17 protein-coding genes are annotated in these 14,961 nt (G+C 49.7%); 14 read left to right on the forward strand and 3 right to left on the reverse strand.

Annotated elements, in window-relative coordinates:
* Position 1: 1 nt before the first annotated feature.
* The 3 genes from CGC65_RS01565 to CGC65_RS01575 all read right to left on the reverse strand — a co-directional run bounded on the left by CGC65_RS01565 (position 2) and on the right by CGC65_RS01575 (position 2,113).
* Positions 2-1,342: an alpha-amylase family glycosyl hydrolase gene (locus CGC65_RS01565; protein ID WP_002566375.1), complete on the reverse strand. Its 1,341-nt coding sequence runs from the start codon at positions 1,340-1,342 to the stop codon at positions 2-4.
* Between the two features lie 68 nt (positions 1,343-1,410).
* Entirely contained in the window at positions 1,411-1,665 is a 255-nt protein-coding gene (locus CGC65_RS01570) for a YaaL family protein (protein WP_002566374.1), read from the reverse strand.
* 94 nt (positions 1,666-1,759) lie between these two features.
* On the reverse strand, positions 1,760-2,113 hold the full coding sequence (locus CGC65_RS01575; protein WP_002566373.1) for an ArsR/SmtB family transcription factor: 354 nt from the start codon (positions 2,111-2,113) through the stop codon (positions 1,760-1,762).
* 295 nt (positions 2,114-2,408) lie between these two features.
* Here CGC65_RS01575 and CGC65_RS01580 point away from each other — a divergent pair, with 295 nt between their 5' ends.
* The 14 genes from CGC65_RS01580 to CGC65_RS01645 all read left to right on the forward strand — a co-directional run bounded on the left by CGC65_RS01580 (position 2,409) and on the right by CGC65_RS01645 (position 14,960).
* On the forward strand, positions 2,409-2,993 hold the full coding sequence (locus CGC65_RS01580) for a prepilin peptidase (RefSeq protein WP_002566372.1): 585 nt from the start codon (positions 2,409-2,411) through the stop codon (positions 2,991-2,993).
* Positions 2,994-3,049: 56 nt separating this feature from the next.
* Positions 3,050-4,054: a P-loop NTPase family protein gene (locus tag CGC65_RS01585; protein WP_002566371.1), complete on the forward strand. Its 1,005-nt coding sequence runs from the start codon at positions 3,050-3,052 to the stop codon at positions 4,052-4,054.
* Between the two features lie 77 nt (positions 4,055-4,131).
* Entirely contained in the window at positions 4,132-5,328 is a 1,197-nt protein-coding gene (locus CGC65_RS01590) for a CpaF family protein (protein ID WP_002566370.1), read from the forward strand.
* Between the two features lie 61 nt (positions 5,329-5,389).
* A complete protein-coding gene (locus CGC65_RS01595) occupies positions 5,390-6,127 on the forward strand; it encodes a type II secretion system F family protein (protein WP_002566369.1) in 738 nt (245 codons plus the stop codon).
* 7 nt (positions 6,128-6,134) lie between these two features.
* On the forward strand, positions 6,135-7,415 hold the full coding sequence (locus CGC65_RS01600; RefSeq protein ID WP_007035992.1) for a hypothetical protein: 1,281 nt from the start codon (positions 6,135-6,137) through the stop codon (positions 7,413-7,415).
* Between the two features lie 18 nt (positions 7,416-7,433).
* On the forward strand, positions 7,434-7,613 hold the full coding sequence (locus CGC65_RS01605) for a Flp1 family type IVb pilin (protein ID WP_002566367.1): 180 nt from the start codon (positions 7,434-7,436) through the stop codon (positions 7,611-7,613).
* On the forward strand, positions 7,613-9,610 hold the full coding sequence (locus tag CGC65_RS01610) for a DUF5702 domain-containing protein (protein WP_002566366.1): 1,998 nt from the start codon (positions 7,613-7,615) through the stop codon (positions 9,608-9,610). The genes CGC65_RS01605 and CGC65_RS01610 overlap by 1 nt, the downstream gene beginning before the upstream one ends.
* A 45-nt stretch (positions 9,611-9,655) precedes the next feature.
* Entirely contained in the window at positions 9,656-10,651 is a 996-nt protein-coding gene (locus tag CGC65_RS01615) for a hypothetical protein (RefSeq protein WP_038282457.1), read from the forward strand.
* A gap of 21 nt (positions 10,652-10,672) precedes the next feature.
* Complete coding sequence (locus CGC65_RS01620) at positions 10,673-11,224, forward strand: hypothetical protein (RefSeq protein WP_002566364.1); 552 nt, start codon at positions 10,673-10,675, stop codon at positions 11,222-11,224.
* Positions 11,221-11,613 carry a hypothetical protein gene (locus CGC65_RS01625; RefSeq protein ID WP_002566363.1) on the forward strand — a complete coding sequence of 131 codons (393 nt, stop codon included), beginning with the start codon at positions 11,221-11,223 and terminating at the stop codon, positions 11,611-11,613. The genes CGC65_RS01620 and CGC65_RS01625 overlap by 4 nt, the downstream gene beginning before the upstream one ends.
* The gene (locus tag CGC65_RS01630; protein ID WP_002566362.1) at positions 11,603-13,141 is read left to right on the forward strand and encodes a DUF6382 domain-containing protein; all 1,539 of its coding nucleotides are present in this window, start codon (positions 11,603-11,605) and stop codon (positions 13,139-13,141) included. The genes CGC65_RS01625 and CGC65_RS01630 overlap by 11 nt, the downstream gene beginning before the upstream one ends.
* A 182-nt stretch (positions 13,142-13,323) precedes the next feature.
* Positions 13,324-13,944, forward strand: coding sequence for a rhomboid family intramembrane serine protease (locus CGC65_RS01635; RefSeq protein WP_002566361.1), 621 nt, complete (start codon positions 13,324-13,326; stop codon positions 13,942-13,944).
* A 42-nt stretch (positions 13,945-13,986) separates the two neighbouring features.
* Entirely contained in the window at positions 13,987-14,403 is a 417-nt protein-coding gene (locus tag CGC65_RS01640) for an HIT family protein (RefSeq protein WP_002566360.1), read from the forward strand.
* Between the two features lie 5 nt (positions 14,404-14,408).
* Positions 14,409-14,960: an RNA polymerase sigma factor gene (locus CGC65_RS01645; RefSeq protein WP_002566359.1), complete on the forward strand. Its 552-nt coding sequence runs from the start codon at positions 14,409-14,411 to the stop codon at positions 14,958-14,960.
* The last annotated feature ends 1 nt before the right edge of the window (position 14,961 follow it).

The following is a 14,961-nucleotide window of genomic DNA, read 5'->3' on the forward strand; positions in this document are numbered from 1 at the left end:
ATCAGTTCTCTCCCTTGAGTTTCAGGACAGCTCCCCAGTTGCCCTTTAGTTTTATGTGGACCTTCCCGTCTGAAATGGGGAGGCGGTCTGCGGGTTCCAGAAGATTGACTGCCTCGCCGGCCTGAAGCGGAACAGGGATGGCCAGTTCGGCCGGCTCATCGTCATTGTTTACCGCGGTGATGATGACAGAGTCTTCACCGTGTCTGGCAAATGCATACTGGCGGTTGGTCAGCAGCAGTTCCTGGTAACGGCCCGTGTGAAGCGGCTCCTGCTGGCTGTGAATCTGTCCCAGCTGTGCAATCAGGTCTGTAAGTTCGCAGTGAAGTTCACCTTCCTGCTCTATGGAGATGGCGGGACGCAGCGCTTCATCGCTGGTGTTGGTGCGCTTTCCCTCAACGCCCCATTCGCCGCCGTAATAGATGGATGGAATTCCGGGCAGAGTGAAGAGGCAGATGTATATGGGGAACAGGTGCTCCCTGAGCTTAAGCTTTGTGGCAATCCTATCCTCGTCATGATTGTCCACAAAGGTGTAAAGCTGGCGTCCGATGGCCTCCAGCCGTCTTACGTTGTGGGCAATCTCAAAGAAGTTGTGGTCATTGAAGCCGGAGTAAAGGCTTTTGTGAAGTTCGTAATTAGTGACGGAGTGAAGCATCTCATTGTTAACCCAGCGGCTGTAGTCCCCGTGTATCACCTCACCCATAAGCCAGAAATCTTCCTTCATGGCCTCTGTCTGGCTGCGCATTTCCTTCATGAAGTTAAAGTCCAGCACATTGGCGCAGTCCAGGCGTATTCCGTCAATGTCAAACTCGTCAATCCAAAACCGGATGACATCAAAGAGATAGGACCTCACATCCGGGTTAAAGAGGTTCAGGCAGGGCAGTTCAAAGTGTCCCTGCCAGGCTTCATATCCAAAGGAATCGCCGCAGGGGCTCTGCCAGTCGAAGTTCACTCCCTTATACCAGTCCTTATAAGGGGAATCCCAGCGCTTTTCCTGTATGTCCTTAAAGGCAAAAAACTCACGTCCTGTGTGATTGAACACACCGTCCACAACAACCTTTATGCCCTCCTGGTGGCATTGGTCCACAAATTTTCTGAAAGAACCGTTATCGCCCAGACGCCGGTCCACCAGTTTATAATCCCTGGTATCGTATCCATGGCTGGTGGATTCAAAAAGCGGGCCTATGTAGATGGCGTTTGCGCCTAGGGACCGGATGTGGGAAATCCACTTGTCTAATTCTTCAAAACGGTTGGTTACTTCGGTTGCATCATTGTGTTTGGGGGCTCCAGTCATCCCCAGGGGATACATGTGATAGAACACTCCCCGCTCATACCAGGTGCTCATGTTGTTTTCCTCGCAATCTTTATGTAGTCATATGTTACAGTGCCCGGAGGGGGATAGTACTGTAAGTACTAATCCTCCTGGCTTTTAAATTTACGCAGCAGGAACTGGTAGCGCAGCTGTGCCGCGTTCAGTTCGTAGATATAGCAGTCTATCAGGGTAGGGTCCACGGCCTGCTCAAAGTGGTTCCTGGCGGCTTCGATGGCACATTTTGTGCGTTCGATTTCCACGCGCAGGCGGATGAGTTCAGGTCTGGGGCGCCGCGCCCTGGTCACAGCGGACCTGGCGGCAGCAGTCTCCCTGACTGCTTTCATGATGTCAAACATATGCTTCATCTCCCAGATATTGATAGAAATAGTATATCTGGAAAATGGCATCTTATGCATGTGGGCCGGCAGAATTAAATTTTAATGCTGACTGTCAGTACAGGAATTCTTCCAGTCTGTATCCCAGCTCCATCAGCCGGCGGTTGGATTCCCTCAGGGTGAGATAATAATAGTTGGCCGTGCCTTCCTGGCGTACACCCACAATACCCGCATCCTTTAATATTTTAAGGTGATGGGATATGGCCGGACGGGAAAGGCTGGTCCGCCGGGTAATTTCATTTACATTGAGGCCGTATTGCTCGAAATGGATGGGGCCGGGCGTCTGCCTTCTGTCAAGGGCTTCCTCTGTCAGTACCTCTATGATGGACAGACGCATCTCATCGCCCAGGGCAATGAACAGCGGCATACAGGCATGAAAACGTTTCTGCAGTTCCTGGGCAGTTGTCATCTGCCGTTTCCTCCTTTGGTTTAAAAATTTGAACCAATTTCATTTTACCATGTATAGAGAGGAAGGTCAAGGAAATCGGGTGTGAAATGCATAAAATTCACCCTTGACATCTGCTGGAAAATCCTTCATAATAAAACAACATTCAACACAGTCTATTTTATGACAGTCTGATTTATCTCAATGGTATTATTTACGTCAATGGTTTTGTATTGTCTGGCTCAGGCAGAAATTTCCTCAGAAAAAAGTGACAGATGGAACGGAGAGAGGGGGTAGTGTATTCAGTTTACATAGTTTTATGTCGTATGCCTTGTACGGCATCATGTCTTATTGTGCCTTTATGGATATCAGGCGTTACCGGATACCTAACAGGGCCCTGGCGGCGGCAGCTGCTGCAGGGCTGGCTGTTTCGGTGGAGGCCTGGGTGTCCGGAGCCGGGAATGTTGGGTTATGGGCGGCAGGCATAGGCTTTTGGATGCAGGATACTGGTTTTTGGGCGGCTGCAGCTGAGGGCGCTGCTGTATTTATAATGCGGCTGATGTTGGCGGCCGCAGCCGGTTTCCCATTTTTCCTGCTGCGGATGGTGGGGGCCGGGGATATTAAATTTATGGCCCTTGTGGCAGGCTGTTTTGGCCTGGAGAGAGGATTTTGGTCCGTTGTGATTGGTTTGTGTCTGGGAGCTGTTCTGGCTCTCGGAAAGATGCTGCGAGAGGGCAGCATATGTCAGAGATTCTTGTATTTAACTGCCTATATCAGGCGTTTGATTCAGAGTAAAGAAATTGAGGCGTACTACTGCCCGGAGCGGGATGGATATAAGTGCGTAATTCCATTGGGAGCCTGTTTTTTTGCGGGGACTCTTATTTCAGTGTTGTGGAAGGGATGAGTGATGGGTGTTAAGGTGCGTATGCGCCAGGAAGAAACGAGGTGAGAAGTGAATATATGGTAAAGATTCTGGCGGTCTATGACGCTGATCCCGCCTTTGGGGAACGGCTGGCGGATTATGTGAATCAGAAGGAAAAGATTCCGTTTACAGCCATGGCATTTTCCAGCCTGGACAGGCTTATAGAATATGGGGAAGATCATCCTATAGAAATCCTGCTGGTAGATGAGAGTTCACGGGCGCTGGTGGGAGATGTGAAGGCAGAGCAGGTCATGGTGCTGTGTGACGGGGCGCTGGTGGATGGGCCGGATATATTTCCGGCCATCTACAAGTACCAGTCCGGGGATTGTATCATGCGTGAGGTGCTGGCTTCCTACTGCAGCCGGCCAGTGGAGCCGGCGCTGGCCCTTCTGGGGTCCAGGGCCCTGGTAGTAGGAATATATTCCCCTGTGAACCGGTGCTTTAAGTCCTCGCTGGCCCTGACCATAGGGCAGGTGATGGCGAAAAAGGAGTCGGTGCTGTATCTGAATCTGGAGGAATATTCAGGATTTACCAGGCTGATTGACAGTGAGTACAAGGCCGATTTATCAGATGTTCTGTATCTGTACAGGCAGGGAGGGTATAACTGGATGAAGCTAAAGTCCATGATCAGCAACTGGGGGAATATGGATTTTATACCTCCGGTGAGGTATGCGGAGGATTTAAGCCAGGTGGCGCCGGAGGATATGGCGCAGCTCATAGACAGGATTGCGAGGGAGAGCGGCTATGACAGGCTGGTGGTGGACGTGGGCCAGATGGGAAGGGGGGCTCTTCCCGTTCTATCCATGTGTAATGTGGTGTATATGCCGGTCAGGGAGGACTATATCTCAGCCGCCAAGATAGAGGAGTTTGAGGAGTACCTGGAGGAAGCAGACGATGCCGGGGTCAGGGACAGAATCCAGAAACTGAGACTGCCCAGGCATACAGGTATTGCGAAACAGGAAGGGTATCTGGAACAGCTGATATGGGGGGAGATGGGGGATTTTGTGCGGCAGCTTTTAAACGGAAAGCAGCCGGAGAGATAAGGAATGGAGGGAGGAGGAGTGAGAAGGGAGAGTCAGGAATAAAGAACAGGGAAAGGAAAAAGAAGGAAAATTGAGCTATGGAAGAGAGGGAGAGTAAAAGGAGGAGCCGTGAAGGTGTGCGGTGGCTCATAAGGGAGCGCATTATGGAGGAACTGCAGGAAAGGCACCATATGGACGACGGAGAACTGCTGGAAATGATTGACAGGTCCATAGGCGAGATGGGGCAGGAAATATTTCTGCCCTTAAAGGAACGGCTCTGGCTGCGCGGCAGCCTCTTTGACAGCTTCCGTCGTCTGGATATCCTGCAGGAGCTTATTGACGACAGCTCCGTGTCGGAAATCATGGTGAATGGAGCAGGAAAGATATTTATGGAGAGAAACGGAAGAATGGAATTATGGGACAGGAATTTTGAGAGGCCGGAACAGCTGGAGGATATCATACAGCAGATTGTAAGCAGGGTCAACCGTGTGGTGAATGTGTCCTCTCCTATGGTGGATGCCAGGCTGGAAGATGGTTCCAGGGTCCATGTGGTTCTGCCGCCTGTGGCTCTTGATGGTCCTGTTGTTACTATAAGGAAATTCCCTGACCCGATTACCATGGAAAAGCTGATTCGTTTCAAAGCCATAAGTACAGAGGCAGCCGGCTTTCTGGAGCAGCTGGTGGAGGATGGATGCAATATGTTTATCAGCGGAGGGACAAACTCTGGAAAAACCACATTCCTGAATGCATTGTCATCCTTCATACCCTCCGGTGAGCGTGTAATAACCATTGAGGATTCTGCTGAATTGCAGATAACACAGGTTCCAAATCTTGTGCGTCTGGAGACAAGAAACGCCAATACGGAGGGAGAAGGAGAAATTACCATGAGCCAGCTGATTAAGGCGGCTCTGCGCATGAACCCCAATCGCATTGTAGTGGGCGAAGTGAGGGGGAAGGAGGCTTTGGACATGCTCCAGGCCATGAACACAGGCCATCCCGGAAGTCTTTCCACAGGTCATGGGAACAGCCCGCGGGACATGATAAGCAGACTGGAAACCATGGTGCTGATGGCGGCGGACCTTCCGCTGGCAGCAATCAGGAGCCAGATTGTGTCGGCCCTGGACATCATGGTCCATCTGGGCCGGCTGAAGGATGGGAAAAGAAGAGTTTTATCCATTATGAGAATAGGAGGTTTGCAGAATGGAGAGGTGGAGCTGGAACCATTGTTTGAATACGACGGTAAGGAGGACCGGCTTTGTCAGAAAGGGGGAAGGACACAGGCGGGACCTGGTTAGGCAGGAAATTGCCAGGAGGAAACCGGAAAAGAAGGTTCCCAGGGCCAGGCCTCCCGACCGGGTGGATTACAGTACCTACAGACTTACTGCCGGAGAGTGGCTGTTATACGGAGCTCTGGGGGTGGGAGCCTGTGGGCTGGCATCCTATGTCTTTTACCGCAGTGTGGTGGTGTTCCTGATTCTGATGCCTGTTGGGGCCTGTTATCCTTTATACAGGAGATCGAATTTGAAGAAGGAGAGGGCCCGGCGGCTGGAACTGCAGTTCAAGGAGGGAATTCAGGTTCTGTCCTCCTTCCTGAGCGCAGGGTATTCATTGGAAAACGGACTTACCCTTAGCATAAAGGAGCTGGAAATACTGTTTGGAAGGAGGGAGATGATTACAGAAGAATTCCGGATCCTCTCCGATGGAATCCGGATGAACCGTCCGGCAGAGGAGCTGTTTATGGATTTTGGCCGGCGCAGCGGAGTGGAGGATGTGGACAATTTTGCCCAGGTCCTGTCAGCGGCTAAACGAAGCGGAGGCGAGCTGGTGGAAATCATCCGGCAGACAGCGGGAATTATCAGGGACAAGGTACAGGTCAAGGAGGAGATACACACCATGCTTGCCTCCAGGATTTTCGAACAAAGAATTATGAATCTGATACCGTTCTTGATTGTGCTCTACATTGACCTTACATCCCCTGGTTTTTTCAGCGTGATGTACGGTACCTGGATGGGCCGGAGTGTGATGACCATGTGTCTGGCGGCCTATGCGGGTGCGCTGGTTCTGGCCGGTAAGATACTGGACATTGAGGTGTGAAAGGCAGGTGAGGCGGACGATAAAGGTGAGAAAAAGACCGGCAGAGAGGCTTTATGCCTGGATTGGCCGGAAGCAGATCCTTTGTCTTATGGCTGGCCTTTTCATAGGAATGGCGGCTCAGTTGTGGCAGCGTACAGACAGTGCGCTTTTGGAAGGAGATACCCTGGCCAGGGGAAATTATGGGCAGGGGGATCAGACATACAGCCTGATAGTGGAGGGGCTTGGGGAGAAGGAGGTTCCTGTGGAAATGGTCCTGTCAGAAAGGATGTATACAAAACAGGAGGCACATAAGACTTATGAGGCTGTGATGGTCCAGCTTCCGCAGCTCATACTTGGGAATAATCCGTCTCTTGAGGATGTAAGGCAGGATCTGAACCTGCTTACATATCTGGACAGCTATGGAATAAGGCTCAGGTGGGAATCGGATGAGCCGGAGCTTTTGGATTCCTTCGGTGAACTGCATGTGCAGGAGCTGAAACAGAGGGGGATAGGCGAACAGGGAATCAAAATCAGCCTGCATGTGCGCATGACAGAGGGAAACTGGCCGGAGGAGTATGAACTGTCTGTGTGCGTAAAGCCGCCGGTGCTTACGCAACAGGAACAGACGGAGGAAGCATTTGTGGAATTTCTTAAGAGTCAGGATGAATTGCAGTCCTACACTGCTTATATGAAGCTTCCGGAGGAATATCAGGGTCAGAGCCTGAAATACAGCCTGCCGGAGGAGTCTGTGTTTGTTCCTGTGATGGGATTGGGGGTGGCAGGAGCTGTATTATGTTTTTTCGGGGACCAGGCCAGGCAGCAAAACAGGACAGAGGAGAGAAAACGCCAGCTGGCGCTGGATTATCCTGAGGTATTGTCCAGGCTGACCATTTTTCTCGGCGCAGGCATGAGTATCCGCACAGCCTGGGATAAGATTGCCCTGGAATACAAAATGATGGTGGAGCAGGGAAGGCGCAGGAAACGGTATGTATATGAAGAAATGTATGAAACCAGCTGTCAGATGAAGGGGGGAGTGCCGGAGGGCAAGGCATTTGAGGAGTTTGGACGGCGGTGCGGGCTTCAGTCTTATATGAAACTGGGAGGTCTGCTGGAGCAGAACCGTAAAAATGGTTCAAAGAATCTCAGGAATCTGCTGCGTACAGAGATGACAGATGCATTTGAACAGAGAAAACACCAGGCCAGGCGCCTGGGAGAGGAAGCAGGGACAAAACTGCTGCTTCCTCTGTTCATTCTCTTGTCCGTGGTCATGGTCATGATCGCTGTTCCGGCACTGATGGAATTCAAATAAAATATAAGGAGGAGCGTAATGAAGTTAGGAAAGGAAATCAGGGAGTTCTGGAAGGACGAACAGGGGGTGGGAGTGATTGAGCTGGTGTTGGTATTGGTGGTTCTTATAGGCTTGGTCATTATCTTTAAAAAGCAGATAACCACCTTACTCCAAAATATTTTTAAGGAGATAAACAGCCAGTCAAAAGAGGTGTATTAATGTGCAGGAAAGGTGAGATTACGGTATTTCTGGCAATGATACTGTTCAGTGTCTGCGCACTGCTGTGTGTGATTGTGGAATCGGCCCGCACAGCAGGCGCCAGATGCTATCTGCGGATGGCTGTGGATTCATCCGCAGACTCCCTTATGGCCCAGTATCACCGGGAACTGTGGAATAGGTACCGGATATTGGGGCTTGAGTATGACAAGGCAGAGACACTGGAGAAGGAGTTCAGGGAATTTATGAGGCCCTATATGGAGGCTGAAAATTGGTATCCCATGAAGGCGGAGCAGATTCGGATAACAGATATGACGGATCTTACCCAGGGGGACGGAAGATATTTTGAACAGGAAATACTGGATTATATGAAGTATGGTCTGTTGGATGCAGATTGGGACGAGCTGGATGAAGCCGGCGCATCAGAGCTGTTGGAGGTCTGGAAAGAGGGAAACAGTGTTAACCGCGTTTCAGAACTATATGCCGCCCATTCCAGGGAAGCTGTAAAGGTGGAAAAGGCGCTGGAGATAATCAACAGTACACTTCTGGCCCAGAGGGAACGGTGGGAACAGGGGAAGGGCTGCCTGGACCAGCTGGATGGGGGAGGATTTGTATCCCAGGCCAATAAATTGATACGGGAGCTGGAACGGCTTCCGGGCCAGGTAAACTCCTATGAAAAGCGGGCCGATGAATTGTATGAGAAATTGGCAGACAGCAGAGAACGTTTTTTGGAAGAAGCCAGTGACCTGAGTGGGGATGTGAGGGCTGGCCTGGAGGAGGAAATCAGACAGTATGAGGCATATGCGGCCCAGGATGGACAGCGCCGCAGGGAGGTTGAGGCGCTGACAAATCTGAGCCGGGACAGAATACTGTGGATTAGGGATGTGATTGATATGGCGGAGGCGGTAATGGAGTATATCAGCAGCTGGGAGCCGGAGGATGAAGACGATGAGCTGGACGAGGATGCCTTATGGCAGCCGGTAAGGGCGCGCTGGTCCCAGTACGGCATGCTTACACTGGGAGTGGAATTCGGGGTCCGGGATAAGGAAAAGGAAGGTTTTCTGGAACAAGTAGGAAATATGGCAGGAAGAGAAATGCTGGAATTAGTATTACCGGAGGGAACCGTTGTTTCTGGGACAGCCCTCAGGCTTTCCGGCACACCATCCGTCCAGAGGAAAACAGACGGCGGTGGATGGAAGGAAACAGACCAGGATGGAGATTCTAAGAGCACCGGCTTTTTGACCGGAGTCAGGACACTGATACAGCGCCTGTTGATTGGAGAATATGATATTCGTTTTTTTAAAAGGTTAAAAAAAGAGATGCAGAAGGGGGAATTTTATGAGCTAGAATATATCATTCATGGAAAGGAAAAGGACAGGGACAATTTAAGCGGTGTGGCGGCGCGCCTGGTTGCATTTAGAGAGGGACTCAATCTGGTACATATTCTGTCAGATGCCGGAAAACGCCAGGAAGCGCGGAATCTGGCTCTGACCATTGTGGGAGGGACCGGGATTTTGCCACTTGTATCAGTGGTGGCATTTTTTATCATGGCAGTATGGGCTCTGGGAGAGGCTCTGCTGGATGTGCGGTACCTTCTGGAAGGGAAAAGGGTACCGGTCTTTAAGACTGGATCCGACTGGAAACTGGATTTGGCCGGACTTTTGGAGATGGGAAGGAGCGGAAGCCTGATTGATGAAGAAGGAGGAAATGGAAGCGGAGCTGATTATAAGGGCTATCTGCGGATACTTATATTCGGCGCTTATGACACGGATCTGGTTTACCGGATGATGGATGTAATGCAGATTGTCACTGCGGTGAAGCAGCCTGGATTTTCTTTGGCAAACTGTGTATGTACGGTGGATGCAGAAGCTCTTGTCAGTGGAAAACATGTGTTTTTTTCAAATGGATTGTGGAAAAGCCGGGGACGGGAAGACGGTTACGCATATGACACGCGTATGGCTGTAGCCGGGAGCTACCTGGAAGACTACAAAAGCCCATAAAGACGGGAACTGTAAATTTTCAGGAATGGGGAAAGGAGGTTCATGATGATGCCCTTTTTTCTGGTGCAGAATAAAAAATCAAATCCGTATTGTCCATATAAAAAAACAGCAAAAATAAATACAACCGCACCTCTCCAAGTACGTAAATGCTGTCGACTGTTCCATGGAAAAAGGGCATTATCATGGAACTCCTGCCAGATGCAGGGGAGTCTCTCCGTAGAGGCTGCTCTCAGTCTGTCCCTGTTCCTGTTCTTTTGTTTCTGTCTGATTATGCCTATGAAGATGCTGGACCGTCAGAGACAGATACAGGCTGTAATGGAATCCGTGGGGGAGGAGCTGAGTCAGTATGCCTATGTGGAATACTGTTTCCGTAGCGCAGAGGAAGGAGGTGCAGAGGTGGATGTGGGAAGAGCAGAGGATACAGCCACCTCTGTTTTGGCAGCAGCTTATGCTTCCGCCAGAATATTGGGAGAGATTAACAGGGAGTGGGTGGAAGCCGTATCATTTGAGGGGACGGACATAGGGGAGGATGAGATGGTCCATATCGTGATGAGATATAGGATGCGTCTTCCCTTTTCCGTATTAGGAGTCAGCAGCATTCCCGTGGAACAGGTATGCAGCCGCAGAATGTGGAATGGAGCAGATGGGGGACGTTTTGGGGATGGTGACAGGGATGGGAATGGAGAAGAAGATGAGATAGTATACATTGGAAAAAACTCCACCCGCTATCACCGCTTAAGGACCTGCCACTATCTGTACAATGATTTAAAGGCAGTGGATTTAGGGGCTGTGGGGGAACTGCGGAATGAGGCAGGAGGAAGGTATTCTTCCTGTGGGACATGCGGTGGGGGAAGCGGAGGCACAGGAAGCGGGGGCGCGGGAAGCGGCAGTATGGGGAGCAGCGGTACGGTTTATGTCATGCCATATGGTTCAAGCTACCATGTGTCTAAAAGCTGCCGGTCCATCATTGCGTATGTTCAGGCGGTTCCATTGACGCAGGTGGAATATCTGGGGGAGTGTTCTTATTGCAGAGGAAAGTGATGTGGGAGACGGGGGTGTTATTTGTTGGGCATATTAAATGGGGATTTGACGGAACAATTAACAGCAGGACACGACATAGCCGGAGTATTGCTGCGCTGCGGATTTCTTATGACGCTGTCAATTGGAGCCTGGCAGGATATGAGGAATCACAGAATAAAACTCAGCCTGATTGTGATGTCCGCAGCCGCGGGCGCGGTTCTGCGATGCATGTATATTGTGCTGGATGCGGCAATCATATACCGGGATTCGGGACATAAGATACCTTCGGACTTGGTGTCGGGCCAGATTATAGATACAGCCATGGCCATGGCTGTAGGAGCGGGATTGCTGTTTTTATCCCGGATAACAAACGAGGCTGTGGGAAAGGGGGATGGATGGTTTTTTCTAATATCGGGCATTTATCTGGGTGCATTGAAAAATCTGGTTTTGCTGGCAGGCGGCTTGGGGATTTGCTTTTTACTATCTATGGTTTTAGTATTTAAAGGGATTATACAGGGAACAGACAGGGGGAGGCTGCGCATTCCTCTTCTTCCATTTCTGATCCCGGCAGGAATCGGGGTGATGTTCCTATGAGGGAAAAAACGCTTAAGGGAAGTCTTACGGTTGAGGCCGCATGGATTATGGCCATGGTATTACTGTCCATAGCGGTGATGCTCCAGCAGGCATGCCGTATTCATGATGAGACCAAGGCCGCCATGGGTCTGCATGAGGCGTTGGAAAAGGGCCGTCATGGAAGTGCAAAAGAGCTGGAAGCCTCTGCGTCCGGGGTGCAGGAACATTTAGGCCGTCTCATGTTCTTTCCTGACTGCGATCTGGCTATAAAGGAAAAAGGGAAGAGGATATACGGAGAAGGCAGAGGGGGAAAATGGAAAAGAGAGATTGAGGCGGAAAGGTTCCGGCCGGAGACATTTCTGCGCAAGATTACTTTAATTGAAGGGCTGGTTAAAGAAGATGGAAATTAGCTACAGGAGAGAAGCAAAACGCAATTACCTGGTAGCGGGGGTGGCAGACGCCACAGCTGGATATGAAGCCAGAATGCTGGCCCACAACGAGATTAGGGGACTGTTAAGGATGTACATAACATACCAGGATGGACTGCCCTTATATTGTTATGACATTACCTCCAGACAACCGTTAAGCCGCCTTCTGGAAACCCGTTTTATAACCAGAGAAGAGATATGCCAGTTATTAATCCAGATACATGCAGCGCTAAGTGGTATGGAGGAATATCTTTTAGATGCAGGGGGTGTCCTGCTGGAACCGGAATATATTTATGTGGAGCCGGAATTATTCCAGACCGGTTTGTGCCTGATCCCTGGTGTTCAGGATGATTTCCAGGGTAAACTGAGCCGCCTCCTGCAATATATACTGAAGAGGATAAATCATAAAGACAGGGAGAGCGTAGTCCTGGCTTATGGACTATATCAGGAAAGCCTTAAGGAAAACTGCGGAATGGATGATTTGCTGGGGCTGATTGCGTCAGAACGGCGGAAAGGGAAGAAACGGGAGTTATTGAGCGAACCGGAGGGAGATTACATAAAGAAAGGAGGACTACAGGAAACAGATCATTGGGAGAAGGGGCTGAAGGAGAAGGGACAAGGGAAGGAACAAGGGAAAGAACAGGGGAATGAGCAAAATAGAGATTGTATTACAGGGAAGTGGAAAGGAAAAAGCGGGGAGACAGAGAAAGAGCATAACAGTGACAGGGGGGAGAAGCGAAGAAAAAAAGAAAAGGGTAAATTGGAAAGGTGTGAAATAAAACAGGAAGGCTCAGGCCGGACTGAACCTAAATGGAAAGGAACCACTTTCAGACGGCAGTTTATCGTATGGCTGTCAGCGGCAGTACTTTGTCCATCCGCACTGTGGATGTTCAGAGGGATGACAATGGTCATTGACAACTGGAGGCTGCTGGCAGCAATCGACGGAGGCTTGCTGTTTATGCTGTCAGCCATGAATCTGTATAGGCTGTTCATTGGGCATAGGGCTGCAAAGGCAGATGGGGCAGGTTCAGATGATGAGCAGGACCCATGGAGAATTTTGTATGAGGATGAAGATGACGAAGACGAGGATTTAGGTAATCAGCCATCTACTGCGTATATGAATGGGGATAAAAATGAGTATTTGCAGAAAATGCCGGAAAGCAGCGCCGGAGAGTGCTTTCAGACCGTGCTTTTATCAGAGCGGCCAGCACAAGGGGAGGAAGTCCGGCGTTTATCTGCCCTCAATGGTTCGGATGAGGACATTGTAATATCCTATTATCCATTTGTGATTGGCAAACACAAGGATTTAGCAGACTATGTGCTTTTGAAAGATACAGTCAGCCGTTTTCACATAAGATTAGACGAGGACAATGGGAGTTATACTGTAACGGACCTTAACTCTACCAATGGTACCAGGGTCAAAGGACGATTGCTGGAGGCAAACGAGACAATGCAGCTGGAGCCGGGAGACCAGATATTTATAGCTGACTGCGGATATATTTTTTATTAACAGCACAGAGTAACCCAGTATGTTTCGTTTATCTTAAAAGACAATTGTGTGAGTGTGGTTGCAGAAATAGTAAATAACAATGGGGTGGGGGCATAAAAAATAACTTTATTGCGTCAAAGCCACTTAACAAGTCCTTTAAAGTATGCTAAGATTATATATCATTGAGGATGTGAGGAATACGGATGGTTACGGGCATAAACAGGAGCAGGCCATATGTCAACATTGCGCTGGCAGCAGTCAACGTATTGGTATTTCTGTACCTGGAGGCCATCGGCTCCACGGAGGATGGCGTATTCATGGTAAAACACGGGGCTGTATTTGCGCCTTTTGTTATCCTTGGTGGAGAGTATTACAGGCTGTTTACTGCCATGTTCCTGCACTTTGGAGTCAGCCATCTGGCAAATAATATGCTGGTGCTTCTGGTGCTTGGAGAGAAGATGGAAAGGGCGCTGGGTCATATCAAGTATTTGATATTTTACCTTGCCAGCGGTGTTGCTGCCAACAGTATATCCCTGGCTGTCCAGGTACGGACAGGGCAGGCCAGTGTGTCCGCGGGGGCTTCAGGCGCAATCTTCGGTGTGGTAGGCGGTCTGGTCTATGTGATTGCCATTCATCATGGTCAGCTGGACGGACTAACCAACAGGCAGCTGGGCTTTATGGTTCTGCTGACGCTTTATCATGGGTTTACTTCAGCAGGAGTGGACAATATGGCTCACATAGGGGGCCTGATTTCCGGCTTCATATTAGGTATCCTGCTTTACAGGAGAAAAGATGCTGCCAGAATTTCCGGTATGGCTGGATAGAATGCAGGCTGTGTTAACCGCAGCGGAAGGAGGATTTTCAGAATGACAGATGACAATTGTATTTTTTGTAAAATAGCAGGAGGGGTGATTCCGTCAACCACTCTGTATGAGGATGAGGATTTTCGCGTGATTCTGGATTTGGGACCAGCGTCCAGAGGACATGCCCTTATCCTTCCAAAACAGCATTTTGCAGATGTATGCGCACTGGATGGGGATATAGCCGCCAAGGTACTTCCTCTGGGTGCCAAGATTGGCTCTGCGATGAAGAAATCTCTTGGATGCGCGGGATTCAATCTGGTTCAGAATAATGGAGAAGCAGCCGGGCAGACTGTTTTCCATTTCCACATGCATGTGATTCCAAGATATGAGGGAGGTCCAGACATGGTCAGCTGGACTCCGGGAAAGGCTTCGCCGGAGGAATTGGCAGAGGTTGCGGATAAAATCAAAGGCTGTCTGTAGTTGCAATGAAGATTGAGAAGATGGATACAGAAGATAAAAAACTGTTTGAAGAAATGTATCTGGAATATGAGGTATACCTGAGAAGGATAGCTTATGTCAACGATATTCCTGTAGATTATATTGAGGATGTGGTACAGGATACATTTGTTTCATATGCCCGCTATAAATATTCCCTGGATATGTCTGAGGAAAGTAAGAGGGCGTTGCTGATACGTATTCTGAAGAGCCGGTGTATGGACTTTCACCGAAGAATGAAGTACAGGAGCTATGGGGAATTGGACGAAGAGGCATATAACAGTGAAGATTATCCGGCACACGATAAGGCTGCCAATCTGCCGGATTATGTAGTCAGCAAAGAGAGATGTCAGGCGCTTCTTAAGGAAATCGAGAGGATGCCTGAAAACTGGCGTCAGGTCGCGACGCTCAGATTGATAGAAGGACGGCCGACAAGGGAAGTATGCGCTATGCTGAATATTACAGAAAAGGCATGCTATTCCAGAGTCAGCCGTATCAGGAAATATCTTGAGGAACTGCTAAAAAGTGATAATTGGCCCTAAC

The organism is Enterocloster bolteae, assembly GCF_002234575.2.
GTDB classification, from domain to species: domain Bacteria; phylum Bacillota; class Clostridia; order Lachnospirales; family Lachnospiraceae; genus Enterocloster; species Enterocloster bolteae.

Bases quoted from the DNA above. Each gene is read 5' to 3' on its own strand.
- CGC65_RS01615 (WP_038282457.1), top strand. From the start codon at position 9,656: ATGATGCCCTTTTTTCTGGTGCAGAATAAAAAATCAAATCCGTATTGT.
- CGC65_RS01580 (WP_002566372.1), top strand. From the start codon at position 2,409: ATGTCGTATGCCTTGTACGGCATCATGTCTTATTGTGCCTTTATGGAT.
- CGC65_RS01590 (WP_002566370.1), top strand. From the start codon at position 4,132: ATGGAAGAGAGGGAGAGTAAAAGGAGGAGCCGTGAAGGTGTGCGGTGG.
- CGC65_RS01635 (WP_002566361.1), top strand. From the start codon at position 13,324: ATGGTTACGGGCATAAACAGGAGCAGGCCATATGTCAACATTGCGCTG.
- CGC65_RS01640 (WP_002566360.1), top strand. From the start codon at position 13,987: ATGACAGATGACAATTGTATTTTTTGTAAAATAGCAGGAGGGGTGATT.
- CGC65_RS01625 (WP_002566363.1), top strand. From the start codon at position 11,221: ATGAGGGAAAAAACGCTTAAGGGAAGTCTTACGGTTGAGGCCGCATGG.
- CGC65_RS01575 (WP_002566373.1), bottom strand. From the start codon at position 2,113: ATGACAACTGCCCAGGAACTGCAGAAACGTTTTCATGCCTGTATGCCG.
- CGC65_RS01645 (WP_002566359.1), top strand. From the start codon at position 14,409: ATGAAGATTGAGAAGATGGATACAGAAGATAAAAAACTGTTTGAAGAA.
- CGC65_RS01570 (WP_002566374.1), bottom strand. From the start codon at position 1,665: ATGTTTGACATCATGAAAGCAGTCAGGGAGACTGCTGCCGCCAGGTCC.
- CGC65_RS01585 (WP_002566371.1), top strand. From the start codon at position 3,050: ATGGTAAAGATTCTGGCGGTCTATGACGCTGATCCCGCCTTTGGGGAA.
- CGC65_RS01610 (WP_002566366.1), top strand. From the start codon at position 7,613: ATGTGCAGGAAAGGTGAGATTACGGTATTTCTGGCAATGATACTGTTC.
- CGC65_RS01565 (WP_002566375.1), bottom strand. From the start codon at position 1,342: ATGAGCACCTGGTATGAGCGGGGAGTGTTCTATCACATGTATCCCCTG.
- CGC65_RS01630 (WP_002566362.1), top strand. From the start codon at position 11,603: ATGGAAATTAGCTACAGGAGAGAAGCAAAACGCAATTACCTGGTAGCG.
- CGC65_RS01605 (WP_002566367.1), top strand. From the start codon at position 7,434: ATGAAGTTAGGAAAGGAAATCAGGGAGTTCTGGAAGGACGAACAGGGG.